Here is a 22,402-nt window from a genome sequence, read left to right as displayed (position 1 = left end):
TCCTCAAAAGGTCATCGTCGGTCCGGTCCGCTTTCCCCGGGGAGAGCCGGGAGGGGGAGGAGGTTCGGGCGTTTGGCCGTGCGGCCGTCGCCGGAGGAGCGGCCTCGCAGGCGCCTGCCGAGCCAGGGACCGAGGAAGACGGCGGCCCAGCGCAGTTCGACGGCCGCGGCGCGCCATCCGGAGGAGGTGACCGCCGGCGAAGGCAGGGGGTGGGTCCAGGCGTCGCTGCTGCCGGGCAGTCGCAGCGCGTGGGCGACGGCGGCGGCGATCCGCTCGTGTCCGAGGGGACTGGCGTGGAGCCGGTCCCGGCTCCACAGCCGTGGGTCGGTGACGACCGGGTGGTGGGAGGTTTCGGCGACGACGACCCCGTGGCGGAGGGCCGCGGCGCGGATGCGGTGGTTGAGGGAGACGGCGCGAGATCTGATCGGCCGGGCAAGCGGGGTGATCTTCGCGATGTCGGGGAAGGTGAGGGTCGCCACGCAGGCGCCTTGCGCGGTGAGCGCGGCGAACATCGCCTCCAGGTGGCCGGCCACCTCGTCGGCGTCGAACCGGGGCCGGAGCAGGTCGTTGACTCCGGCGACGACGGTGGCCAGGTCGGGGCGCAGGGCGAGGGCGGGGCCGAGCTGTTCGGCATGGATCTGGGCGGCGAGGTGTCCGCGTACGGCCAGGTTGGCGTACTGGAGACGGGAGCCGCCCGCCGCGAGCTGTTCGGCGAGCCGGTCGGCCCATCCACGCAGGCCGGTGATGTCGTCGCCGTCGCCGAGCCCCTCGGTCTGGCTGTCGCCCAGGGCGACGTAGCGTAGATACTCACCGCTGGGCATGAGCCGTCCGCCTCTCCCTCAGGATCGCCGCGCTCCGGTGGCACCAGTCTCGATTGCCCTGTTCGAAGGCGAGGCCGCGCAGGCAGGTCAGGTAGGGACCGATCCGTTCGCCGTGGCGCAGGAACTCCTCCTCGCTCCTGTCGCCGCGCATCTGCCGCAGCAGCCCGCCGAACAGTTCGATCTTCGCGTCGGCGAAGGCGGCTCGCTCCGTGAGCTGCGCGATCACCTCGTCGGTGTCGACGTGGTCGGCGGCCTGGACGGTGACGAGAAGGTCGTCGCGGATGAAGGAGGGCTTGTTGGCGGTTGCCGCGAACCGTTCCAGCTCGGCCAGACCGGCCTCGGTGACCTTGAAAAGGCGCTTGTTGGGCCGGGTGTCCTGGACCACCTCCCGGCCGGTGACCAGCCCGTCCTTCTCCAGCTTGGCCAGCTCCGTGTACAGCTGCTGAGGCAGGGCGTGCCAGAAGTTCGCCACGCCCATGTCGAACGCCTTGGCCAGCTGGTATCCGCTGAGCTCCTCGTCCAGCAGTGCCGCCAGTACGGCGTGCCGTAACGCCATCGAGACGCCCTCCTCTTCTCTTTCCAAACGCGCCTCCATCATGATAGTCAATAAAGTGACTAATCGCTTCCTTGACTACAAAGGTGCAGTCATGACTACCGCAGACCGCTTTCGGGCCACCGTCGAACACCGCGATCTCGCCGCTCTGAGCGACCTGCTCACCGACGACATCCGCCTGTACAGCCCGGTGAAATTCACCCCCTTCGAGGGCAAGCCCCTGGTCACGGGCCTCTTCGGCGTCCTGCTGCGCACTTTCGAGGACTTCCGCTACATCGGGAACCTCGACGGCACCGCCCAGACCAGCGCCGGCGGCACCGAGGCCCCATCGGTCGTCCTGCTGTTCCGCGCCACCGTGCAGGGCAGGCAGATCCATGGCATCGACCTCCTCCAGTTCGACGAGGCCGGCCTGATCAAGGAGTTCACGGTGATGGTCCGCCCGCAGTCCGCGGTCCACGCGCTGGGCGAAGCGGTCCACGCCGGCCTCGTCGCCGACGGCCTCATCCCGGCATCGGCTGATCACTAGAGCGGGGCCCTGCCGGCTGAAACGGGTCGGCCGGGGTCGGTGATGACCACCTCCCGTGGCGCGGGGCCCGGGAGGGGCGGATCTCGCGCCCGCCGCCCATCGAGCAGGCGCCCGGTGGTCGCTCCCAGGACAGAAAAGAGATCAACGCGGTCGACGGGACGCCGCGGATGAGAACACTCGGAGAATCGCCGGTGTGACAGGGAACGGATCGTTCCCTGTCACACCGGTTCTCAGCGGCGGGTGACGACGATTCGCCTGAGCCCCCGCCGTGCTCGGCCTACGAAGCCGCGTTGGCGGGTACCGCGGAGACCGGGTGCGTCGCCGGCGTGGCGGAAGCCGGGCGTCGGCCGGGGAGGAAGGCCGCGAAGGCGAGGGCGACGAGGGCGGCGCCCGAGCCGATGATCATGACCAGGCGGAAGCCGTCCGCGGAGGGGACGCTGATGGGGCCGAGCGTGATGGTCATCTGGGCCAGGACGACACCGGCCACCGCGCTGGAGGTCGAGGTGCCGATGGACCGCATCAGCGTGTTGAGGCTGTTGGCGGCGGCGGTCTCCGACACGGGCACGGCCCCCATGACAAGCGCGGGCATCGCCCCGTACGCGAGACCGATGCCGGCCCCGATCACGGCGGAGACGAGCACGAGCTGCCAGATGGTGGACATGAACGCGACGCCCAGGCCGTAGCCGGCGGCGACCACGACGGCGCCGAGCATCAGCGTCACCTTGGGGCCCCTGGCCCTCGAGATCAGCGCGGACAGCGGTGCCGTGGCCATCATCACCAGGCCGGAGGGCGCCATCACCAGGCCCATGACCATCATCGACTGTCCCAGCCCGTAGCCGGTGCTCTTCGGCAGCTGCAGCAGTTGCGGGAGCACCAGGGACATCGCGAACATCGCGAAGCCGAACACGGCGGACGCGAGGTTGGTGAACAGCACCTGGCGACGTGCGGTGGTGCGCAGGTCCACCAGCGGCTGGGTGGTACGCAGTTCCCACCAGCCCCACAGCACCAGCACGACGGCCGAGGCGACGAACAGGCCGATCGTGAGGGCGCTGTTCCAGCCCCAGCCGGCGCCGTTGGAGATCGCCAGCAGCAGGCAGAGCAGCGCGGCCGACAGTCCGGCCGCACCCGGCAGGTCGAATCGTCCTCCGGAGCGGACCGCGGACTCCGGCACGAGCGTCAGCACGAGTACGCCGGCGAGGGCGCCGAGACCCGCCGCCACCCAGAACAGCACGTGCCAGTCGGCGTGTTCGGCGAGGAAGGCGGCCGCGGGCAGCCCGAGCGCGCCGCCCACGCCCAGCGAGGCGCTGATCAGCGCGGTCGCCGAGCCGAGCCGTTCGCTCGGAAGTTCGTCGCGCATGATGCTGATGCCCAGCGGGATGACACCGGCCGCCAGACCCTGAAGGGCCCGTCCGATGACCATGGGCGTCAATGTGTCGCTGAGGCCGGCGATGACCGAACCGACAACCAGCAGGGCGATGCTGACCAGGAGCATGCGCCGCTTGCCGTACATGTCTCCAAGTCGTCCCACGACCGGCGTCGCGACGGCGCCAGCGAGCAGCGTGGCGGTGATCGCCCAGATGGTGTCGGACGCCTTGGCGTTCAGGAGCGTGGGAAGTTGGGGGATCAGCGGGATCACCAGGGTCTGCATCAGCGAGACCACAATCCCGGAGAAGGCCAGCACCATCACGATGGCATTCGGTCGCGGGGGGGCGGATGCCCCTACAGGTTCAGGGACATGGGGCATGGCAAAGTCTCCGTTTTTGGCAGTTGCGGAAGTACGCGACTTGGTAGATTTTAAATCAGTCGCTTGACTTAAGCTAACAGGCCAGGTTAACTGATCATGAATTGGAGGTCGGTTTTCGGAGGAGGTCCTGGTGAGCCGATGCGACGGCGGGTCGCGCGACGTTCCGGTGCGGTGGCGACCATGACCGGCAAGACCGTCCGAGCCGAGCAGGTCAGTGCGACGCGGGAGCTGATCCTGGCGGCGGCGGAGCGGTTGTTCGCCGAGCACGGGGTGTTCGCCGTGTCCAACCGTCAGGTCAGCGAAGCCGCGGGCCAGGGCAACAACACCGCGGTCGGATACCACTTCGGCACCAAAGCCGATCTCGTACGCGCGATCGCGCGTAAACACGCCGAGCAGATCGAGCGGCTGCGCCTGCGGATGGTGGCCGAGATCGAGCCCGCCGATGTACGGGACTGGGTGAGTTGCCTGGTGCGCCCGGTGACCGACCATCTGGCCGCCCTGGGCAGTCCCACGTGGTTCGCCCGGTTCGGCGCCCAGGTGATGACCGATCCCGCACTCCGCGAGATCATGGTCGAGGAGTCTCTCACCTCGCCCTCGCTGCAACAGATCATCGACGGGTTGAACCGGTGCCTTCCCTCGCTGCCGGCCGAGGTGCGCGCCGAGCGTGAGGACATGGCCCGTCAGCTCATGGTGCACATGTGCGCCGAGCGCGAGCGCGCTCTCGCCGATGACACCCCCACACCCCGGTCCAGCTGGCACGGCGCCGCGAACGGGTTGATCGACGCGCTCGTCGGGCTGTGGCTGGCACCGGTCGTGTCCTGACCATGACGGAGCCGCGGCGGACCCTTCCACAACGGGACCCGTTGCGGCTCGGCGAATCGCAGACAGAGGAGGAGCTGACGATGAAAGTCATCGCGAACGAGGACGGCCGCGGCGTTCTGGTGGTCGGCGCCTCCGCCGCGGGACTCGCCACCGTGGAGGCGTTGCGGCGCAAGGGCTACCGGGGCGGCCTGACCGTACTCGGCGCCGAGCCACACCTGCCCTACGATCGGCCGCCCCTGTCCAAACAGGTCCTCTCCGGCGTCTGGGACCCCGAACGGGCTCACCTGCGACCGCAGGCGGCCCTGTCCGCCCTGGACGCCGAGTTTGTCCTCGCCGACCCGGCCGTCGGCCTGGACCCGGCCACACGCACCGTCCACACCGCGTCCGGGCGCGCCCTACGGGCCGGCACCGTGGTCGTCGCCACGGGACTGCGACCCCGGACGCTTCCCGGGCAGGCGGATCTGGCCGGAGTCCACGTGCTGCGCACCCTCGACGACGCGCTGGCGCTGCGGGCCGACCTGCTGGCCTCCTCGCGGCTCGTGGTCGTCGGGGAGGGCGTGCTCGGCGCCGAAATCGCCGCCACCGCGCACGGCATGGGCCTCGAGGTCACCATGGCCGGCCCTCAGCCGGCCCCCTTGGCGAGCCAGGTCGGGCCCTTGGTCGCGGGACTGCTCGCCGAACTGCACGCCGAGCGCGGGGTCCGCCTGCGGCTAGGCGCCGGAGTCAGCCGGCTGTCCGGCCATGGCGGGAGGGTCACGGGCGTGCGTCTGGACACCGGCGAAGTGCTGCCGGCCGACGTGGTCGTGGTGGCGATCGGGGCCGACCCGGCGACCGAATGGCTCGCGGGCAGCGGACTGCGGACCGACAACGGGCTGGTGTGCGACTCCCGCTGCCGCGCGGCGGAGGGGATCTACGCGGTCGGCGACGTGGCCCGCTGGCATCACGACCGGCTCGGTATCTCGCTGCGGCTGGAGAACCGGACCAACGCCATAGAGCAGGCCGACACCGTCGCGGCCAACATCCTCGGCGATGACCAGCCCTACAGACCCGTGCCCTACTTCTGGACCGACCAGTTCGACGCCAGGATCCAGGTGCACGGGGTGCTGCCCGCCGGCGCCGAGGTGACCGTGACCGACGGTGACCCGGCGAGCCGCCGCTTCGTCGCTCTCTACCGCCACGACGGCAGGGTCACCGGCGTCCTCGGCTGGAACATGCCCAAACAGACCCGCCTACGACGGCAGGAGGTCATCGACGCACTCCCCGACCTCGCACCGGCCCTGCGATGACAGCCGGGAAAGGCGGCTCGGCACCGTCCTCGGCGACAACCGCCGAGCGCTCTGTTCCGCTCTCGTCCGACGCGCCGACCCCTCATCGGGGAGGTGCGCATCAATGCCTACCGCAGACACGTTGCGGTACGGGTTCCATTGGAGGAATCAATGACCAGCACGTTGAATCCGGCGGGTGAGCACCCCGCCGAAATTCCGGAGTACCCGATGGCCAGGGCGGCGGGCTGCCCGTTCGATCCGCCCCCGGCCCTGCATGCCATGCAGGAGGAGGGCCCGCTCGCCAAGGTCCGCCTGTGGGACGGCAGCACCCCGTGGATCGTGACCCGTTACGCCGAGCAACGGGCGCTGCTGGCCGACCCGAGGATCAGCGTCGACGTCACCCGGCCCGGCTATCCGAGCCCGACCCCCATCAGGGGCTCGTCACCCATCAGTTTCATCCTGATGGACGATCCCGAGCACGCCCGGCTGCGGCGGATGGTGACGGCTCCGTTCGCCATCAAGCGGGTGGAGGCGCTGCGGCCGGCCGTGCAGAAGATCACGGACGATCTGATCGACACCATGCTCGCCGGACCGAAACCGGTGGACCTGGTCGAGGCGTTCGCCCTGCCGGTGCCCTCCCTGGTGATCTGCGCGTTGCTCGGGGTGCCGTACGCCGACCACGACTTCTTCCAGGAGAACAGCAAGACCATCATCAAGCGGAGCGCGACGCCCGAGCAGCGGTCGGCCGCCCTCGGCCGGCTGGCCGGCTACCTGAACGACCTGCTGGACGAGAAGCTCGTCAACCCCGGCGACGACATGCTGTCCCAGCTGACCGAGCGGATCAAGACCGGGGAGCTGTCCCGGGAGGGCGCGGCCCAGATGGGGGTGCTGCTGCTGATCGCCGGGCACGAGACCACCGCCAACATGATCGCGCTCGGCACGCTCGCCCTGCTGGAGAACCCCGGGCAACTGGCCCTCCTCCGCGACGCCGACGATCCGAAGCTGGTCTCCTCGGCGGTGGAGGAACTGCTGCGCTACCTGCACATCACGCACAACGGGCGCCGCCGGGTCGCGCTGGAGGACATCGAGATCGACGGGCAGGTCATTCGCGCCGGCGACGGGCTGATCGTGGCCAACGACATCGGCAACCGCGACCCCGGGGCCTTCCCCGACCCCGACCGGCTGGACATCCAGCGCGACGCCCGCCACCACGTGGCCTTCGGCTTCGGGGTGCACCAGTGCCTGGGCCAGCCGCTGGCCCGGATGGAACTGCAGGTCGTCTACAGCACCCTCTACCGGCGCATCCCCACCCTGCGACTGGCCGGGGATCTGGACCAGATCCCGTTCAAGCACGACGGGTCCGTCTACGGGGTCTACGAGCTCCCCGTGACCTGGTGACATCTCCTCGTACGGCGGACAGACAACAACCTCGTACGGCGGACAGGCAACAACGTTTTCTCGCACGGCAGACGGACAACAACAAGGGGGATCTCATGAAGGTAACCATCGACCAGGACAAGTGCGTCGCTTCCGGACAGTGCGTGGTCGCCGCCGCGGAGGTGTTCGACCAGCGCGACGAGGACGGCGTCGCCGTGCTGCTCAACCCCGACCCGCCGGCGGAGCAGGCCGCCGACGTCCGGCACGCCGCGGTGGTCTGCCCGGCCCTGGCCATCCACATCGAGGAGTGAGGGCGAGCGGTCGCGGGGCGCACCAGGGCGCGAGCGCGGTCCGGCGCCTCGCGAGGCGCCGGTTCGTTCGGCGCGGCCGCCGGACCGGGGGCGTCGGCAGCAGGGCCGCGCAGGCCGCGGACGACTGACCACGCGACTCCCCTCCGGCCGTGATCGGGGATCCTGAGGCGGCGGGCGCGAGCCGCGACGTCAAGCGATTCAGCGGCGGCCCTTCCCGTCCGCGGCGTGATCATCCTGCCGGTCGGCGGTGTGGGCGGACCACTGGAGGAGAAAGCGCAGCGCCTCCTGGGAGGGGGAGCCGGGTGGGGCGGTGTAGGCCACCAGGCGCTGGTCGGGCTGCGTGTCGATGGACAGCTGCTGGACGTCCAGCGTGAGGGGACCCACCACGGGATGACGGTAGGTCTTGCTGAGCTGCCGGGGCCCGCGCACCTGGTGGCTTCCCCACCAGGCCCTGAAGTCTGGATCCCGTACGCTCAGCTCGCCCACCAGCGCGGTCAGGGCCGGGTCGCCGGGGTTGCGGCCGGCCTCCATCCGCAGGACCGCCACGCACTCGCGCGCGGCGCGCGGCCAGTCCGCGTACAGGGCCCGGTAGGCGTCGTCGAGGAAGGTCAGCCGGATCAGGTTGCGCTCGCCCGGGGGCAGCGCATCAAAATCGATCAGCAGGGCGACCGCCGCGGCGTTCCAGGCCAGCACGTCCTGGCGGCGGTTCAGGAGCAGTGCGGGGATGCCGTGCATGCCGTCGAGCAGCTGCCGCAGCTGCTGGTCGACCTGCTGCCTGGCCGGCTGCCGCGCGGGGGCGGCCTGCGCGACGTCGGCCACGGTGAAGAGGTACGCGCGCTCGTCCGGGGCGAGTTCCAGCGCGTCCGCGAGCGCGTCGAGGACCGGGCGGGACACCCGGCGGGTCCGGCCCTGCTCCAGCCGTACGACGTAGTCGGGGCTCACGTGCGCGAGCTGGGCCAGCTCCTCCCTGCGCAGACCGGGCACCCGGCGCAGGCGGCCGTCGTCCGGCAGGCCCGACCGGTGCGGGTCGAGGGCGGCGCGGCGGGCGCGCAGGAAGTCGCCCAGCTCGTTGCCGCCGGAGGGGCCGCCGGAGGGGTCGCCACGGTGTTCCATGGTTCCAGTGTGCGCCCGGCCGTGGCCGCGTGCCTGGTACTGGCCCGCATAGGCAGCACCTTCCCTGGCACCCCGTACCGGGCGGCGCGATGGTGGGGCGTGCGGCCGGAGGATTCAGACGGCCGCCGGAGCTCGCATGTTCGCGAGTCCCGTCCCTTTTACGCGGTTGAGAGCACCACCATGAGAACAGACGTCACCTTCTCCAGCGCCGGCCTGAAGATCGCCGGACACCTCTACACACCCGACGATCTTCAGGCCGGCCGCCGCCGCCCCGCCGTCGTCGTCGGGCACCCCATGAGCGGGGTGAAGGAGCAGACCGCGGGCATCTACGCCGAACGCCTGGCGCGCGCGGGCTTCGTCACCCTGGCCTTCGACGCCGCCTACCAGGGGGAGAGCGAAGGGGAGCCGCACCTGCTCGAGGATCCGTCCCATCGCGTCGAGGACATCAAGGCCGCCGTCACGTTCCTGAGCCTCCGGGACGAGGTGGACGCCGAGCGCATCGGCGCGCTCGGCGTCTGCGCCTCGGGCGGCTACGTCACGCCCGCCGCGGCGACCGATCACCGGATCAAGGCCGTCGCGACGGTCAGCGCCGTGGACACCGGCAGCCTGTTCCGCGAGGGCATCGGCCGCGAGCAGAGCCCGGAGATCCTTCAGGGCATGCTCGACGCGGCCGGCGTCGCGCGCGTCGAGGAGGCGCGGGGCGGCCCCGCGCGCCCGCAGCAGATCCACCCGGACACCGAGGAGGAGGCCAGGAGCCTCGGGCGGCACACCTACGACGGCTGGGAGTACTACCGCACACCGCGCGGCCACCACCCGCGGTCGGAGAACCGGTTCGTGCTCCGCAGCATCGACCTGATCGCGCAGTTCTCCGCCTTCGACCTGGTCCACCTCATCTCACCCCGCCCACTGCTGATGATCGCCGGCACCGAGGCGGCCACCGCCTACCTCAGCCGCGAGGCGATCGAGAAGGCCCAGGAGCCCAAGGAGCTCTTCTGGATCGACGGCGCCACCCACGTCGACCTGTATGACAGGGAGGAGTACCTGCCGACCGCGGTCGCGAAGCTGGCCGACTTCTTCGGAGCCCATCTGGGCGCGCCGAAGCCGGACGACCGCCACGGGGGCGGGGAGGCTCAGAGGTGAGTGCCCGCCGCCATCGGGGTGATGTCCAGGCGGCCGTCGTCGCAGATCACGGAGGTGAAGGGGATCTCAAGGTGCGCGACCTCGTCCGGCGCGATGACCATCAGCCGCGCCGAGGTGGGGCAGGTGGACTCGTGCCCGGTCACCGTCACGGTCCAGTGCATCCTGGCGTGGGCGCCCGCACCCGGCCGCAGGGTTATCCGCTGTGGCCGGACGCTCTCCCTGCGCACCCTGGTGCGCAGGGCGTCGCCCCTGCCGTCGAACATGATCAAACCGACGAAACCGTAGACCCAGCAGGACTTCGTGGACGTGTTGGTGAGCACCAGCGGCGCGTAGCGCTGCCCCGCCCCCGCGCTCACCGCCCCCACGCGGGCCTTGAGCCCTCCGGTGCTGCAACGCTTGGCCGCCGCCTCCACGGTGGACGAACTCGCGGTCCTGAAGCTCCCGAGCCGCACGTCCGTGGCCGGGCTCTTGACGGCGGGACGCTCCAGAGGTCGCGCGGAGCCCGATCCTGCCGTCGTGACGTCCGCTCCGGACTGCCCGGGTGAGGCGCATGCCACCGCCGCCACCAGCGTGCCCGCTGTCAGAAGGGATACGACCGCGCGCCGCCCAGCCCTGTTGATTCGTTCCATGTCCTCTTAGACGTACACCGCATGGGTTTTGTTCAGCCGGGGCCTCGCCGACCTCCAGGTCACGGGGCATGTCGCCGCCGAACCACGGCCGGCGTCGACGAAGCGCCGGCTACGTCGAACATCTCGGGTAAAGACATCTCGGGTAAAGAACGGAGGGGAGGACGCGTGGTATCCGATATTCAGCGGTGACGCTCCCAGGCGCGGAGCTTGTCGGGATTCACCATCATCCAGATATCGGTGATGCGGCCGGCGCGGGCCTCGGTGGCGATGACGGCGACGACCTCGCCGTCGTGGGAGATGACCAGCCCGGGACGCCCGTTGACGTTCTTCTCGGTGAGTTCCTGGCCGGGTTCCTTCCGTAGCAGGCCGAGGAAGAACCGTGCCGTCTTCTCGGGGCCGAGGATGGGACGCCGGGCCGAGCGGACCTTGCCTCCGCCGTCCGTGTGCACGCTGACGCGGGGATCCAGGAGATCGATCAGCGTGTCGAGATTCCCCGTTCCGCAGGCGCTCTTGAACGCGGAGACGACGCTGCGATGCTGGTCGGGGGCGATGGCCTGATGGCGGTTGGACTCGATGTGACGCCGGGCGGACGTCGCGAGCTGCCGGCAGGTCGCGGGGGTGCGCCCGACGATGTCGGCGATCTCAGCGAAAGGCATCTTGAAGACGTCGTGCATGATGAAGGCGACCCGCTCGGCGGGGGTCACGGATTCGAGGACGATCAGCATGCCCATGCTGACGGACTCGTCGAGGGTCACGCGGTCGGCGGGGTCGCCGCCTGCCTGGTCCAGCGTCGCGGTGCTGCTCCATGAGGAGTGGTCGGGGAGCGGCTCGGGGAGCCATTCGCCGGCGTACCGTTCGCGCCGCACTCGCGCCGAGGCAAGGTGGTCCAGGCAGATCCTGCCGGTCACCCGTACAAGCCAGGCGGGCGGTGATTCGATGGCGAGCCGTGCCTCCTCGGACATGGCGTACCACCGCGCGTAAGCCTCCTGCACGATGTCTTCGGCATCGTGGGTGGTGCCGAGCATCCTGAACGCGATGTTCATCAGCTTGGCACGCTCACCGAAGACCGAGGGGCCTGTTTCCGGCTCGTCATCCGGCATGGCGACTCTCCTGCGGGTACGGGGCCGCGCCGGTGCGGGGTCTGCTCTCGTGCGGCCGGAGGCGTTCCGCGAAGTCCTTGATCGGGCTCAGGAGGGTGACGGACACCCGATCGCCGACCGTGCCGGCGAGGCGGTCCGCGCACATCACCCCCGCGTGACCTCCCCCGAGGATGACCGTTCTCTGCCGTGACATGTTCGTCTTCATACCCTTTGGGCGACGCAGCCTGCGGAAATGTGAAGAAACCCCGAGGGGCGGGGCCTCGTGAAGAGCCGCCCCACCACGGGCCGGACGGCCGGTGTCGGCGCCCGGCATGCGGGGGCAGGCCATCGATCGGCTGCCGGGGCACCGGTCCGGAATCCGTACGGGTGATGTGAACAGATTGTTTGCTTCGCTGTGTTGACAATGAATTGTTTGATCATCCATGCTGGACGCATGTCCTCCGAACCCGGTCAGTCGTTCGATCCCTTCACGCCTCCCGATCCCGGTCAGGTGCGGGCGCACCGCGTGTACGCGTCCCTCCTGCGCATCGCCGAGCGGCATGCGACCACCGAGGCGCAGCGTTCCCGGCAGGTTCACCCCGACGTCCTCGGCCCGCACGAGGCCATCAGGCTCGTGTCGGTTCTCGCGGGCGGCTCCGCACAGCTCGAAGAGGCCGAGGCGGAGGTGGACAACGCCGATATCACCGCCGCCCTGACGCTCGTTCCGCTGGCGCGCGCCGAGATGGACCAGCTGGAGGCCGGGCTCCTTCTCATGGCACGAGGCCGCGGTCTCACCTGGCAGGAGATCGCCTTCGGCCTCGGACTCGGCACCTCCCAGGCCGCCAGGCAGCGCTACGAACGGCTGACCAGCCGCCTGACCGAGGACGCTCCCGAGGTTCCTGGGCGATCATGAGGCGATGTCCTCAGCTGATGACATGTGAACGGCCCATGTATCCTGGCCTGTGTGATGAGCGAGCGGGTGAGCAGCGGCCGGCCCCGCTCGACGTCTGATCCGGTCCCTCCGCGGCGTCGCGACGCCACGGCGACGCGGGAGGCGGTCCTGCTCGCGGCGCGGGAGGTGTTCGCCGAGCTCGGCTACGACCGGGCCGGGATACGCGACATCGGCGCGCGTGCCGGTGTCGACGCCCGGCTGATCGGCCGCTACTTCGGCTCCAAGGAAGGCCTGTTCACCGAGGTCGTCGACCTCGCCTTCGAGAAGACGATGATGATGGGGCCGGGCCACAACCATCAGGCGGCCCGTTCCCTGCTGGTCGACAGCACGCCCGAGCCGGCCGACGGCATGCTGATAGCTCTGCGGTCGGCCTCCAACGAACGCGCCGCCGCGATCATGCGTGCCAACCTCGAACGCAACTACCAGCGCGTGGTCACCGACGAGCTGGCCGGTCCGGACGCGGCCGGACGCGCCGCCCTGCTGATCGCCGTCTGCTCCGGCGTGCAGCTCATGCGCGACATCCTGGGGAACAGGGCTCTCACCACCGGAGACCTGGAAAAGCTCGTGCCCTACCTCGAGGCCGCGCTCGACGCCATCTCGGCGACGCCGTAGTCCCAGAAGGACGGTCAAGGCGGCTTCAGCGCGATCATCGACCCGGCGGTGATCGAGGGTGCACGCCACCTCGGCCGGCAGTGAGGAAGACCGGGTTCTCCGGGGAACGCGGCGCTAGAGGAGGCGCAGGTCTCGCGCTGCCTGGACCGCGGTTTTGCGGTCGCCGACCCCGAGTTTGCGGTAGATCGCGCGGCAGTGTGTCTTCACGGTGTTGAGCGTCACATACAGCTCCGACGCGATGTCGCGTTGCGACATGTTCGCGGGCAGATACCGCAGGACGGCCATCTCCCGCTCGGTCAGCTGCTCGACGAGCGTGGCGACTCGACTGCCGCTCACCTCGGCGATGCCATGGCGAGATTCGGCGCGCGTCAGGTATCGACCGGCGACGCCGGGGTCGGGGCACCGGGCGAAGACGGACCGGGCCTCCGCGAGGAGCGGCTCTCCGGCGGAATCACCCAGGCCGGCAAGCGTGTCGCCGCAGGCCGTCAGGACGTAACCGAGCGCAAGATCGGTGGACGCCCGTCTGGCCAGGTTCAGGGCGTGCAGCGCGTCCGCGTGAGCACGGACGGGGTCGCCGCCGGTTCGCGCTCGAATCGCATACGCGGGTGCGACTCCGTGGTAGGTGGCCAGCCCGAACCTCTGCGCGGTGTCCACCGCGGCGGACGCGGCGATCTGGGCGCTCGCCGCGGAGCCGTCGTCGAGCTCCACGATGGCCTGGTACACGAGGGCCAGGACGTGCGCCGTCCGGAACCGTTCGGCCTCGGCTTTCTCCGCGGCGAACCGGAGTGTCCGCCTGGCCTCGCCGGCCTGACCCGCCCAGGCGTGGGCCGCACCGATGGCGGTCACGAGATCGCACGAGTACGACACCAGCCGATGGGTCGCGGTCACCTTCCGAGCGGCGTCGAGCGCGGTGGCGACGTCACCCCGGCCGAGAGAGATGTTCATGCGCAGGGAGGTCGCCGGGGTCTGGTCGAATCCCTCCGGCGCCACCTCGATCATGACGTCGAGCCAGCCCTCCGCCTGCGAGTAACGACCGGCGATGTATTCGCACCAGCCGTACAGCAGGGCGCACCACGTCACCGTTTTCGCCACGTCGCCGAGTTGGTCGAGGAAACCCCTGAGGGTTTCGGTCTGGCCACTGGCGAGAAGCCGCGGTCCATGGACGAGCAGAAGCTGGGCCGCCCCGTGGACGTCACCGCCGGCCAGGCGATGGACGATCGCCTGGCCATGGTCGCCCTGGGATTCGAACCACGCCGCGGCGCGTGCGTGGAGGCCGGGTATCCGCTCGGGGAAAGCCTGACGCGCTTCGAGCCGGAGCAGGTCGCGAAGGAGGTGGTGGTAGCGGAACCAGGTGCCGGTGCGGTCGAGACCGATCAGGAGCTGGTTCACGACCGCGGTGTCGCTCAACCACTTCGCGCCGCCGGTCGTGCCGGTGAGCGAATCGACGAGGGCGCCGTTGAACTGCTCGAGAACCGATGTCTCCAGGAGGCGTTGACGATCGTTCGCATCGACCACGGCGAGAAACTCGTCGTGGAGATACTCGACGACAAACTGATCGTCGCCCCGGAACGCCTCGATGAACTCGCCGGGGTCGCTAGCCCGTTCTAGGGAGAGACCCGCGAGCACGAGCCCGGCGGCCCAGCCTTCCGTGCGGCCGCAGAGCTGATCGAGAAGAGATCGGTCGAGCGACTGCCCCGCGGAGCCGAGCAGGCCGGAGGCCTCGTCGGTGTCGAACCGCAGATCGGCACCCCGAACCTCCGCGATCTGATCGCGTACGCGGAGCCGGCCGAGCCGGAAGGGCGGATCGATCCGGGTGGAGAGCACGACGGTGACCTGGCGCGGACAGAGATCGATGAGGCGTTCCATGCCTCGATGCACGCTGCCGTTGTCGATCAGGTGGTAGTCGTCGATGACGACAACAAGCGGGTCGGCGATTTTGGCGAGCTCGTTCACCAGAGCGGACACAACAACGAGGTCGTCGCCCTTGGAACCGACCACGACCGGCTTCACGTCGCCTGCGGCGATCGGGTGGGCCCGCCCGATCGCCTCGACCAGGTAGGACCAGAACCGGGCCGGATCCGAGTCGCTCTCCTCCGCCTGCAGCCACGCGACGGCTTCGGGCCGGCCGGCCAGCCACGACGCCAGCAGGGTCGACTTGCCCGAGCCGGCCGGAGCGCTCACCAGGACCAGCCGGACGTGGCTGTCGACGCCGGAGTCGAGGATGTCGTCGAGCCGGGACCGGCGGACCAGCTGACCGGGTGGCACAGGTGGATGCAGCTTCGTAGCCGCCAGGCCCATCTCCCACACCGTGGTCACGTTCAAGACACTACAGCCGGGATCTCACCCGGGTGAGATGACGAGTCGGGTGAGGCAGCGTCCTGCCGCTCGCCGTGATGATCGAGGCATGCGCCAGCCAACCACCTACGAGATCGTGATCCGAGGCCGAGTCGGCGCTCGGCTCCTGCGGCCGCTCCTTGACGACTTCACCATCGACCACGCGAGCCACGGCGTCACCCGCCTGGTCGGCGACATCGGTGATGCCTCTCACCTGCACGGAGTCATGGCCCATCTGACGTCGGTCAACATCGAGGTGATCTCCATCGCGCCCCTCGACGGCCCCGCGGACGGCGAACCTCGGACCGACTCGTCCAGGTGACCGCCTCTGTGCCGGCTCCGTACCGGAGAGACACGAACCGAACATTGTTCGACCGATCGGCTGTGGCCCGGTGACGACGGTGCGGGCGGTCAGGACGGCGCGCATGAAAACCATCAAACGGAGGGAAGCGGTCATGAAAGCTCAACGGAAGCACGCTGCGATGGGCGGCGACGGTACGGCGGCGGACAACACGATGCGGGCGATCGTGCTGGACGCGTACGGCTCGGCCGACGTCCTGCGCCTCGCGCGGATCACCCGACCGGAGGCCGCCGACAACGAGGTGCTCCTACGAGTGCACGCGACAGGTCTCTCCCGGGGCACGTGGCATCTGATGACGGGCCGGCCGTATCTGCTCCGCCTCGCCTTCGGAATGCGCAGACCGAAGAACCCGGTGCTCGGGGGAGACGTCGCCGGCACGGTCGTCGCGGTCGGTTCGGCGGTGACCAGGTTCTCCGTGGGTGACGAGGTGTTCGGTTTCGGGAAAGGGGCTCTCGCCGAGTACGCCGTGGCACTGGAGGACAAGCTGGCCCGCAAGCCGGTGAACCTCACCTTCGAGCAGGCCGCGGTGGTTCCGGTCTCGGCCGTCGCCGCCCTGCGGAGTGTGTGCGATGTCGGCGGGGTCCAGCAGGGTCAGAAGGTGCTGGTCACCGGTGCGTCGGGCGGCGTCGGCAGCTACGCCGTACAGCTGGCCAAGGCCTTCGGGGCGGAGGTCACCGGCGTGTGCAGCACGGCGAAACTCGACCTGGTGCGATCCCTCGGCGCCGACCATGTCATCGACTACACCCGAGAGGACTTCGCCGACGGTGTCCACCGCTACGACCTGATCGTCGACATCGCGGGCAACCCCGGCCTGTCACGGCTCCGCCGTGCGCTCACGCCCACGGGGACGGCCGTCCTCACCGGCGGCGAGGAGGGCGGCAACCTGACGGGAGGCCTGGACCGGCAGGCGCGGGCCATGGTCCTGTCACGGTTCGTGGGCCAGAAGCTGACCGGTTTCATCCCCAAGGAGCACTTCAGCGACCTCGAACGGCTCACCGATCACATCGAGGCGGGCAAGGTGACGCCGAGCATCGACGGAACCTACTCGCTGGATCGAATGCCGGAGGCCATGCGCCACCTTGATGCCGGAAAGGCGCGAGGGAAGATCGTCATCACCGTCTGAGCGAACCTCGGCGTTCCCCGTGGTTCCACCCAGGCCGTGCCCCGGTGAAGAAGGACGGCGCAGGTGTCGCACGGCGATCTGGGCGGGTGTGGTCCGGCACTCACGCGCCCGGTCGCCGGTACGGTGAGGACGTGGTGAAGCCGGCCCGCTCTTCGGGAAACGAGCCTCCCCGAAGAGCGGAGTGGTTCACTCGTTCCACCCTCTGCGAGGAGGCGTTGCGGACGTCCGATTTATCTGATCGTGACTTGACGTCGGATATGTCCGACGGGTTACATGTCCTCACCCCGTAAACGTTTTCAGGGCTTTTGACCATCACTCCTGTAAACGTTTACCACTTCTGACGACCGAGGTGACCCGTGAGTGACGTGCCGACGATCACGACGATCGCCCAGCGCGCGGGCGTGTCGATCGCCTCTGTGTCGCGCGTGCTCAACGGGCTGCCCACCAGGGCAGAGACCGAGAGCCGCGTGATGAGCGCCGCACGGGAGCTCGGCTACGTGCCGAACTCGGCGGCCAGGTCGCTGAAGTCCAGGCGCAGCAACCAGGTCGGCTTCGCGATAGCCGACATAGGGAACCCGGTGTACCTCGCGATGATCCGCGAGATCCAGCCGCTGCTGAAGGCGGCCGGCTACCGGCTCGTCCTGCACTCCACCAACGTGGACGCCGCCGACGAGATCGACGTGCTGCGCGGCCTGGGGGAGCGGTACGTCGACGGCCTCATCATGATCCCGCTGCGCGTGACCGGCGAGCACCTGAAGATGTTCGCCGCAGCCCGCGCGCCGATCGTGATCATCGGCTCGGTCCCCGAGGGCACCCCCGTCGACAACGTGAGGACCGACTCCCGCAAGGGCGTGCGCCTCGCCGTCGAGCACCTCCACCGGCTGGGTCGCCGGCGGATCGGCTTCGTGAACGGCCCGCTCGACACCGTCCCCGGCGCCGCCCGCTCGGCCGCCTACGCCGAGGCGCTGGCGGGGCTCGGCCTGCCGTACGACCCGGACCTGGTGGAGGTGGGCGACTTCTACCGCCCCGAGGGCGCCCGGGCCGCGGCCCGCCTGATCGGACGCGTGCCCGACCTCGACGCGCTGCTGTGCGCCAACGACCTGATCGCGCTCGGGGCGCTCGACGTCCTGCGGCGCGAGAGACGGCGGGTGCCGCAGGACGTCGCGGTGGCGAGCATGGACGACACCGACCTCGCCACGGTGGCCTGGCCCCCGCTGACCAGCGTCTCGCTCGGCTCGGCCGAACGCGGCCGGGCGGCGGCCGAACTCCTGCTCGACCGGCTGGCCCACGGCGACCGCGCGCCCCGGGTCGTCACCGTCGAGCCCCGGCTCGTGATCCGCGCCTCGACCGTGGGGGAGGAGGGCCCATGACCCTGACGGCCGACAGGACGCGGAGGCCCGCCGCGGATCACCGCGGGGCGGGGAAGAGGAGCCGGCAGGGGCGCGAGACGTTCGTGCTCATGCTGCCCGCGCTCGTGCCGGTGCTGATCTTCAGCGTCGGACCGCTGCTCTACGGCATCTTCCTCGCCTTCACCGACGCCAGGTCGGGGCGGAACGCCGTGACCTCCTTCGTGGGCCTGTCGAACTTCGGCGACCTGATGACCGACGCGGACTTCTGGGCGTCGTTCCGCATCGGCCTGATCTGGGCGGTCTCGGTGACCGTGCTGCAGTTCCTGGCCTCGCTGGGGCTGGCCCTGCTGCTCAACGAGGACCTGCGGTTCCGGTCGTTCACCCGGGTGCTGGTCCTGGTGCCGTGGGCCATGCCGCCCGTTGTCATCGGGCTGATGTGGCGGCTCGTCTACCATCCGAACGCCGGGATCCTCAACAGCGTCCTGAACGACGTCGGCCTGCTCGACCACAACATCGACTGGCTCAACGACTTCTCCATCGCGCTGCCCGCGGTGATCGTCGTCGGGATCTGGACGGGCATGCCGCAGACGACCGTCGTACTCCTCGCGGGACTGCAGGGCGTGCCCAAGGAGCTGTACGAGGCCGGCCACATGGACGGGGCCTCGGCCTTCCGGCGCTTCTGGAGCATCACGCTGCCGCAGCTGCGCCCGGTCATCGTGACGATCACCTCCCTGGACTTCGTCTGGAACATCAACCAGTTCGGCCTGGTCTACGTCCTCACCCAGGGCGGGCCGGGCGGGCAGACCCGCCTGCCGATGCTCTTCGCCTACGAGGAGGCCTTCCGCTACGGCTTCTTCGGGTACGCGGCCACGCTCGGCGTCGCCTTCGTGATCGTCGTGCTGGCCGTACTCGGCCTCTACATATGGCGGCAGATGCGAGAGGCGAACTGACATGCGCAGGCCACTGCAGTATCTCGCCCTGCTGGGCTACGTGGTCTTCCTGGCCTTCCCGATGGTCTGGCTGCTGTCCACGGCGCTCAAGTCGTCACGGGAGATGGCGAGCCTGGTCCCGACGTGGATCCCGCGCCACCCGATCCTGTCGAACTTCGCCGACGCGTTCGGCGAGCAGGACCTCGTCGGCAGCGCGCTGCGCAGCCTAGCGGTGGCGGTCGCGTGCTCGGTGCTGACCATCGTGCTCGCGCTGCCCGCCTCGTACGCGATGGCCCGCTACCGCTCGCTCGTCAGCAGGTTCGCGGTCGGGTGGGTGCTCGTCAGCCAGGTCTTCCCGTTCATCCTGATCATCATCCCGCTCTTCATGGTGCTGCGGAGCCTGGGCCTCGTGAACACCCTGCCCGGCCTCACCGTCGTGCACGTCACCTTCGTGCTGCCGTTCGCGCTGTGGATGCTCCAGGGGTACGTGCGCGCGGTGCCGCGCGAGCTGGAGGAGGCCGCGGCGGTCGACGGCGCGGGCCGGATCCGCTCCCTGGTGAAGATCGTCGCGCCGCTGCTCGCCCCCGGCGTGGTCGCCACGGCGCTGTTCGCGTTCATCTCCTCCTGGAACGAGTTCCTGTTCGCACTGGTCGTCCTCAAGGACCCCGACGTGGCGACCCTGCCACTGACCCTCGTGAAGTTCACCGGCGCGGAGGGGGTCGTACGTCTCGGCCCGCTCGCGGCGGCGTCGCTGCTCGCGACGATCCCGAGCCTGGTGTTCTTCGCGATCATCCAGCGAAGGCTCAGATCGGGCCTGATGGCCGGCGCCGTCAAGGGATAGCACCGGCGAATCCTCCCTCAAGCATGGCGAAGCCAGCACCCCCCGATAGGAGAATCTCTTGCGTACCAGAACCGCACTCGCGGTGGCGGCGGCCGCGATGGCCGCGCTGACGGCCGGCTGCTCGTCGGGCGGTGGCGCCGGTGGCGCCGGTGGCGCCGGCGGCGGTGACCAGGCCGGGCCGGTGAGCCTGAAGTTCCTGAGCCTCGCGTGGCAGAAGGAGTCCATCGCCGCGAACAAGCAGCTCGTCGACGAGTGGAACAAGGCCAACCCCACCATCAAGGTCGAATACGTCCAGGGCAGCTGGGACAACGTCAACGACCAACTCGTCACCTCGTTCGAGGGCGGTGATCCACCGGACGTCATCCACGACGACTCCCCGGCGCTCGCGGGCTTCGCCTCGCGCGGCTACCTCATGGACCTCACCGGCAAGCTCCCCGCCGACCTGAAGAGCGACATCCCCCAGCCCGCCTGGGACACCGTGACCTTCGCCGACGGCAAGGGCGGCCAGGGCGTGTACGGCGTGCCGTTCCTCCAGGAGTCGCAGGTCATCATCGCCAACAAGAAGCTGCTCGACGCGGCGAAGGTCCGCATCCCGACCCCGGACAGCCCCTGGACCTGGGACGAGTACGCCGAGATCAGCAAGAAGCTCACCAAGGACGGCGCCTTCGGAGTGGCCTGGCCGCTGAAGTCGCCGGTCAACAAGGTGCTCAACCTCGGGCTGAACTTCGGCGGCACCTTCTTCACGACCGACGGCACCAAGGCAACGGTCAAGGTCGGCCCGGAGGAGCGCGAGGTGCTCCAGCGCATCCACGACCAGCTCTACAAGGACAGGTCTGCCGACCCGTCCGCGCTCGGCATGGGCACCGCCGACCCACTGCCCGGCTTCTACGCGGGCAAGTACGCCATGCTCCCCGCGGGCGTCTACCTTCGCCAGCAGGTCGTGGAGCAGGCCCCGGCCGACTTCGAGTGGATCACGATCCCGCCGCTGAAGGGCACCACCTCCGAGCAGGGCGCCACCTCGCAGACCCTGTCGGTCGCCGCCGACAGCAAGTATCCCGACCAGGCGACGAAGTTCATCTCGTTCTTCCTGAACAGCACCAACCAGGCCAAGCTCGCCAAGGGTGACTGGCTGCTCCCGACCAGCGTGAAGGCCGCGAGCGACCCGTCGATGACGACCACGGAGAACGGCTGGGACGTGGCGACCGCCTCCGCCAAGGACCTCGTGGTCGCTCCCTACCTGCGGGTGAACGGGTTCGACGAGTGGAAGAGCAAGGTGGCCACTCCCACCCTGCAGCAGTACTTCGCAGACAAGATAACCCTCGACCAGGCGGCCAAGACGCTCGTCGAGGAGGGCAACAAGGTGCTGGAGCGTTACAACAAGTGAAGCTGACCCGCGCCCGGGGGTGCCTGCTCGGCCTGGCGGCCGGCGACGCCCTCGGGCGGCCCGCCGAGAACCTCGCCCCGGAGGAGATCGCCCGGCGCTGGGGCCGTCTCACCGAGATCGAGCCCGGCATGGGAGGCACGGACGACACCGAGTACACCGTCTTCGCCTCCTCCCTGCTGTGCAGGTACGGCTCGGCCATGACCTCCGCCGACGTCGCCAGGGAGTACCGCGAGCAGATCATCCCGAACATCGAAGGGCCGATGCGCGGCGCGGGTTTCTCCGAGCTCGGGGCGATCCAGGCGCTCCGCCGGGGCATCGAGCCGCCGCTGTCCGGCCTGTGGCACCAGCACGGATGGTCGGACGGGCTCGCCATGCGCGCCGCGCCGTACGGGATCTTCGCCGCCGGCGACCCGGGCGAGGCGGCCCGGCTGGTCGCGGTCGACGGGGTGGTGAGCAACAGCGGCGAGGGCATCTACGGCGGCCAGGCGGTCGCGGCGGCCGTGGCCGTCGCCATGACCGGGGCCTCTCCGGACGAGGTCGTCGAGGCCGGGATCGCCGCCGTCCCCGAGGACTCCTGGACCTCCCGCAACCTGCGGGCCGCCGTCGCGGCCGTCACGGCGGGCCCGGCCGGAAGGCTGTACGCGGCGGGCCCGGCCGGAAAGCGGCACGCGGCGGACTCGGACGGAAAGCCACACGCGGCGGGTTCGACCGCGGAGCCGTACGCGGCGGGCTCGGACGGAAAGCCGTACGCGGCGGAGGCGGTCGCGGAGCTGTACGCGGCCGTGGTCGTGCGCCACTACCCCTGGACGGACCTCGCGCCCGAGGCGGTCGCGCTCGCCTTCGCCGGATACCTCATGGGCGCGGGCGAGGTCGAGGCGTCCGTGGTGGCGGCCGCCAATCTCGGCAGGGACGCCGACACCACCGCGGCGATCGCCGGCGCCCTCGCAGGGGCAGGGCGCGGCGAGAGCGCGGTACCGGTGCGGTGGGCCAGGGAGATCGGCCCGGTCACCGGCAGGTGCCTTCCGGTCGTCGCCGGACGTCACGTGCTCGACGTCGCCACCGAGTTGGTGGCCGCGGCGGAGAGATCGGCATGAACGCCCGTGTGGATCGGCGGGCACGCTCACGGCACCGGGCCAG

23 protein-coding genes are annotated in these 22,402 nt (G+C 69.9%); 15 read left to right on the top strand and 8 right to left on the bottom strand.

Annotation, left to right across the window (positions count from 1 at the left end; all coding sequences use genetic code 11):
• Positions 1-11 precede the first annotated feature (11 nt).
• Positions 12-821 (bottom strand): SGNH/GDSL hydrolase family protein, encoded by an 810-nt coding sequence (locus DKM19_RS24385; RefSeq protein WP_110698686.1) that lies wholly within the window; start codon positions 819-821, stop codon positions 12-14.
• Positions 808-1,404, bottom strand: coding sequence for a PadR family transcriptional regulator (locus DKM19_RS24380; protein WP_239514405.1), 597 nt, complete (start codon positions 1,402-1,404; stop codon positions 808-810). Before DKM19_RS24380 ends, DKM19_RS24385 begins: the two co-directional genes overlap by 14 nt.
• Before the next feature lie 64 nt (positions 1,405-1,468).
• On the opposite strand from DKM19_RS24380, the gene DKM19_RS24375 reads away from it, so the two are divergent.
• Positions 1,469-1,900, top strand: a complete 432-nt coding sequence (locus tag DKM19_RS24375) for a nuclear transport factor 2 family protein (RefSeq protein WP_110698684.1) — start codon at positions 1,469-1,471, stop codon at positions 1,898-1,900.
• A 277-nt stretch (positions 1,901-2,177) separates the two neighbouring features.
• Here the strand turns inward: DKM19_RS24375 and DKM19_RS24370 are convergent, their stop codons facing one another.
• Positions 2,178-3,644 carry an MFS transporter gene (locus tag DKM19_RS24370; protein WP_110698682.1) on the bottom strand — a complete coding sequence of 489 codons (1,467 nt, stop codon included), beginning with the start codon at positions 3,642-3,644 and terminating at the stop codon, positions 2,178-2,180.
• Positions 3,645-3,824: 180 nt separating this feature from the next.
• Between DKM19_RS24370 and DKM19_RS24365 the strand changes: the two genes are divergently transcribed.
• The 4 genes from DKM19_RS24365 (at position 3,825) to DKM19_RS24350 (ending at position 7,419) form a co-directional block, all read left to right on the top strand.
• Positions 3,825-4,466 carry a TetR/AcrR family transcriptional regulator gene (locus DKM19_RS24365; protein WP_110705939.1) on the top strand — a complete coding sequence of 214 codons (642 nt, stop codon included), beginning with the start codon at positions 3,825-3,827 and terminating at the stop codon, positions 4,464-4,466.
• 80 nt (positions 4,467-4,546) lie between these two features.
• Entirely contained in the window at positions 4,547-5,752 is a 1,206-nt protein-coding gene (locus DKM19_RS24360) for an NAD(P)/FAD-dependent oxidoreductase (RefSeq protein WP_110705938.1), read from the top strand.
• Between the two features lie 150 nt (positions 5,753-5,902).
• Positions 5,903-7,129, top strand: a complete 1,227-nt coding sequence (locus DKM19_RS24355; RefSeq protein WP_110698680.1) for a cytochrome P450 — start codon at positions 5,903-5,905, stop codon at positions 7,127-7,129.
• A gap of 95 nt (positions 7,130-7,224) precedes the next feature.
• Positions 7,225-7,419, top strand: a complete 195-nt coding sequence (locus DKM19_RS24350) for a ferredoxin (protein WP_110698678.1) — start codon at positions 7,225-7,227, stop codon at positions 7,417-7,419.
• Between the two features lie 198 nt (positions 7,420-7,617).
• On the opposite strand, the gene DKM19_RS24345 is transcribed toward DKM19_RS24350, so the two are convergent.
• The gene (locus DKM19_RS24345; protein WP_110698676.1) at positions 7,618-8,532 is read right to left on the bottom strand and encodes a helix-turn-helix transcriptional regulator; all 915 of its coding nucleotides are present in this window, start codon (positions 8,530-8,532) and stop codon (positions 7,618-7,620) included.
• Positions 8,533-8,712: 180 nt separating this feature from the next.
• Between DKM19_RS24345 and DKM19_RS24340 the strand changes: the two genes are divergently transcribed.
• Positions 8,713-9,672, top strand: coding sequence for an alpha/beta hydrolase (locus tag DKM19_RS24340; protein ID WP_110698674.1), 960 nt, complete (start codon positions 8,713-8,715; stop codon positions 9,670-9,672).
• Here the strand turns inward: DKM19_RS24340 and DKM19_RS24335 are convergent.
• The 3 genes from DKM19_RS24335 to DKM19_RS24325 all read right to left on the bottom strand — a co-directional run bounded on the left by DKM19_RS24335 (position 9,663) and on the right by DKM19_RS24325 (position 11,594).
• On the bottom strand, positions 9,663-10,301 hold the full coding sequence (locus DKM19_RS24335) for a DUF4232 domain-containing protein (RefSeq protein WP_110698672.1): 639 nt from the start codon (positions 10,299-10,301) through the stop codon (positions 9,663-9,665). The genes DKM19_RS24340 and DKM19_RS24335 overlap by 10 nt on opposite strands.
• Before the next feature lie 179 nt (positions 10,302-10,480).
• A complete protein-coding gene (gene sigJ, locus DKM19_RS24330) occupies positions 10,481-11,401 on the bottom strand; it encodes an RNA polymerase sigma factor SigJ (protein ID WP_110698670.1) in 921 nt (306 codons plus the stop codon).
• On the bottom strand, positions 11,391-11,594 hold the full coding sequence (locus DKM19_RS24325; RefSeq protein ID WP_110698668.1) for a hypothetical protein: 204 nt from the start codon (positions 11,592-11,594) through the stop codon (positions 11,391-11,393). Before DKM19_RS24325 ends, sigJ begins: the two co-directional genes overlap by 11 nt.
• A 240-nt stretch (positions 11,595-11,834) precedes the next feature.
• On the opposite strand from DKM19_RS24325, the gene DKM19_RS24320 reads away from it, so the two are divergent.
• A complete protein-coding gene (locus tag DKM19_RS24320) occupies positions 11,835-12,293 on the top strand; it encodes a DNA-binding protein (RefSeq protein WP_110698666.1) in 459 nt (152 codons plus the stop codon).
• Positions 12,294-12,359: 66 nt separating this feature from the next.
• Positions 12,360-12,944 (top strand): TetR/AcrR family transcriptional regulator, encoded by a 585-nt coding sequence (locus DKM19_RS24315; protein ID WP_162641709.1) that lies wholly within the window; start codon positions 12,360-12,362, stop codon positions 12,942-12,944.
• 114 nt (positions 12,945-13,058) lie between these two features.
• Here DKM19_RS24315 and DKM19_RS52775 read toward each other — a convergent pair whose 3' ends face one another.
• Positions 13,059-15,260 carry a LuxR C-terminal-related transcriptional regulator gene (locus tag DKM19_RS52775; protein ID WP_162641708.1) on the bottom strand — a complete coding sequence of 734 codons (2,202 nt, stop codon included), beginning with the start codon at positions 15,258-15,260 and terminating at the stop codon, positions 13,059-13,061.
• An 88-nt stretch (positions 15,261-15,348) separates the two neighbouring features.
• Between DKM19_RS52775 and DKM19_RS24305 the strand changes: the two genes are divergently transcribed.
• The 7 genes from DKM19_RS24305 to DKM19_RS24275 all read left to right on the top strand — a co-directional run bounded on the left by DKM19_RS24305 (position 15,349) and on the right by DKM19_RS24275 (position 22,359).
• Positions 15,349-15,600, top strand: coding sequence for a hypothetical protein (locus tag DKM19_RS24305; protein ID WP_110698660.1), 252 nt, complete (start codon positions 15,349-15,351; stop codon positions 15,598-15,600).
• A 133-nt stretch (positions 15,601-15,733) separates the two neighbouring features.
• Positions 15,734-16,762 (top strand): NAD(P)-dependent alcohol dehydrogenase, encoded by a 1,029-nt coding sequence (locus DKM19_RS24300; RefSeq protein WP_239514404.1) that lies wholly within the window; start codon positions 15,734-15,736, stop codon positions 16,760-16,762.
• A 356-nt stretch (positions 16,763-17,118) separates the two neighbouring features.
• The gene (locus tag DKM19_RS24295; RefSeq protein ID WP_110698658.1) at positions 17,119-18,132 is read left to right on the top strand and encodes a LacI family DNA-binding transcriptional regulator; all 1,014 of its coding nucleotides are present in this window, start codon (positions 17,119-17,121) and stop codon (positions 18,130-18,132) included.
• Entirely contained in the window at positions 18,129-19,061 is a 933-nt protein-coding gene (locus tag DKM19_RS24290) for a carbohydrate ABC transporter permease (protein ID WP_110698656.1), read from the top strand. Before DKM19_RS24295 ends, DKM19_RS24290 begins: the two co-directional genes overlap by 4 nt.
• Position 19,062: 1 nt before the next feature.
• Positions 19,063-19,881: a carbohydrate ABC transporter permease gene (locus DKM19_RS24285; RefSeq protein WP_110698654.1), complete on the top strand. Its 819-nt coding sequence runs from the start codon at positions 19,063-19,065 to the stop codon at positions 19,879-19,881.
• 58 nt (positions 19,882-19,939) lie between these two features.
• Positions 19,940-21,265, top strand: coding sequence for a sugar ABC transporter substrate-binding protein (locus tag DKM19_RS24280; RefSeq protein ID WP_239514403.1), 1,326 nt, complete (start codon positions 19,940-19,942; stop codon positions 21,263-21,265).
• A complete protein-coding gene (locus tag DKM19_RS24275; RefSeq protein ID WP_110698652.1) occupies positions 21,262-22,359 on the top strand; it encodes an ADP-ribosylglycohydrolase family protein in 1,098 nt (365 codons plus the stop codon). Before DKM19_RS24280 ends, DKM19_RS24275 begins: the two co-directional genes overlap by 4 nt.
• Positions 22,360-22,402 lie beyond the last annotated feature (43 nt).

This window comes from Streptosporangium sp. 'caverna' (genome assembly GCF_003203775.1).
Lineage (GTDB): Bacteria > Actinomycetota > Actinomycetes > Streptosporangiales > Streptosporangiaceae > Streptosporangium > Streptosporangium subroseum.
Note: the sequence above shows the minus strand (reverse complement) of the source record. Positions and strands in the feature narration are given on the sequence as shown.

Bases quoted from the DNA above. Each gene is read 5' to 3' on its own strand.
- DKM19_RS24375 (WP_110698684.1), top strand. From the start codon at position 1,469: ATGACTACCGCAGACCGCTTTCGGGCCACCGTCGAACACCGCGATCTC.
- DKM19_RS24320 (WP_110698666.1), top strand. From the start codon at position 11,835: ATGTCCTCCGAACCCGGTCAGTCGTTCGATCCCTTCACGCCTCCCGAT.
- DKM19_RS24290 (WP_110698656.1), top strand. From the start codon at position 18,129: ATGACCCTGACGGCCGACAGGACGCGGAGGCCCGCCGCGGATCACCGC.
- DKM19_RS24305 (WP_110698660.1), top strand. From the start codon at position 15,349: ATGCGCCAGCCAACCACCTACGAGATCGTGATCCGAGGCCGAGTCGGC.
- sigJ (WP_110698670.1), bottom strand. From the start codon at position 11,401: ATGCCGGATGACGAGCCGGAAACAGGCCCCTCGGTCTTCGGTGAGCGT.
- DKM19_RS24360 (WP_110705938.1), top strand. From the start codon at position 4,547: ATGAAAGTCATCGCGAACGAGGACGGCCGCGGCGTTCTGGTGGTCGGC.
- DKM19_RS24285 (WP_110698654.1), top strand. From the start codon at position 19,063: ATGCGCAGGCCACTGCAGTATCTCGCCCTGCTGGGCTACGTGGTCTTC.
- DKM19_RS24355 (WP_110698680.1), top strand. From the start codon at position 5,903: ATGACCAGCACGTTGAATCCGGCGGGTGAGCACCCCGCCGAAATTCCG.
- DKM19_RS24335 (WP_110698672.1), bottom strand. From the start codon at position 10,301: ATGGAACGAATCAACAGGGCTGGGCGGCGCGCGGTCGTATCCCTTCTG.
- DKM19_RS24350 (WP_110698678.1), top strand. From the start codon at position 7,225: ATGAAGGTAACCATCGACCAGGACAAGTGCGTCGCTTCCGGACAGTGC.
- DKM19_RS24365 (WP_110705939.1), top strand. From the start codon at position 3,825: ATGACCGGCAAGACCGTCCGAGCCGAGCAGGTCAGTGCGACGCGGGAG.
- DKM19_RS24300 (WP_239514404.1), top strand. From the start codon at position 15,734: ATGAAAGCTCAACGGAAGCACGCTGCGATGGGCGGCGACGGTACGGCG.
- DKM19_RS24370 (WP_110698682.1), bottom strand. From the start codon at position 3,644: ATGCCCCATGTCCCTGAACCTGTAGGGGCATCCGCCCCCCCGCGACCG.
- DKM19_RS24340 (WP_110698674.1), top strand. From the start codon at position 8,713: ATGAGAACAGACGTCACCTTCTCCAGCGCCGGCCTGAAGATCGCCGGA.
- DKM19_RS24325 (WP_110698668.1), bottom strand. From the start codon at position 11,594: ATGTCACGGCAGAGAACGGTCATCCTCGGGGGAGGTCACGCGGGGGTG.
- DKM19_RS24345 (WP_110698676.1), bottom strand. From the start codon at position 8,532: ATGGAACACCGTGGCGACCCCTCCGGCGGCCCCTCCGGCGGCAACGAG.
- DKM19_RS24385 (WP_110698686.1), bottom strand. From the start codon at position 821: ATGCCCAGCGGTGAGTATCTACGCTACGTCGCCCTGGGCGACAGCCAG.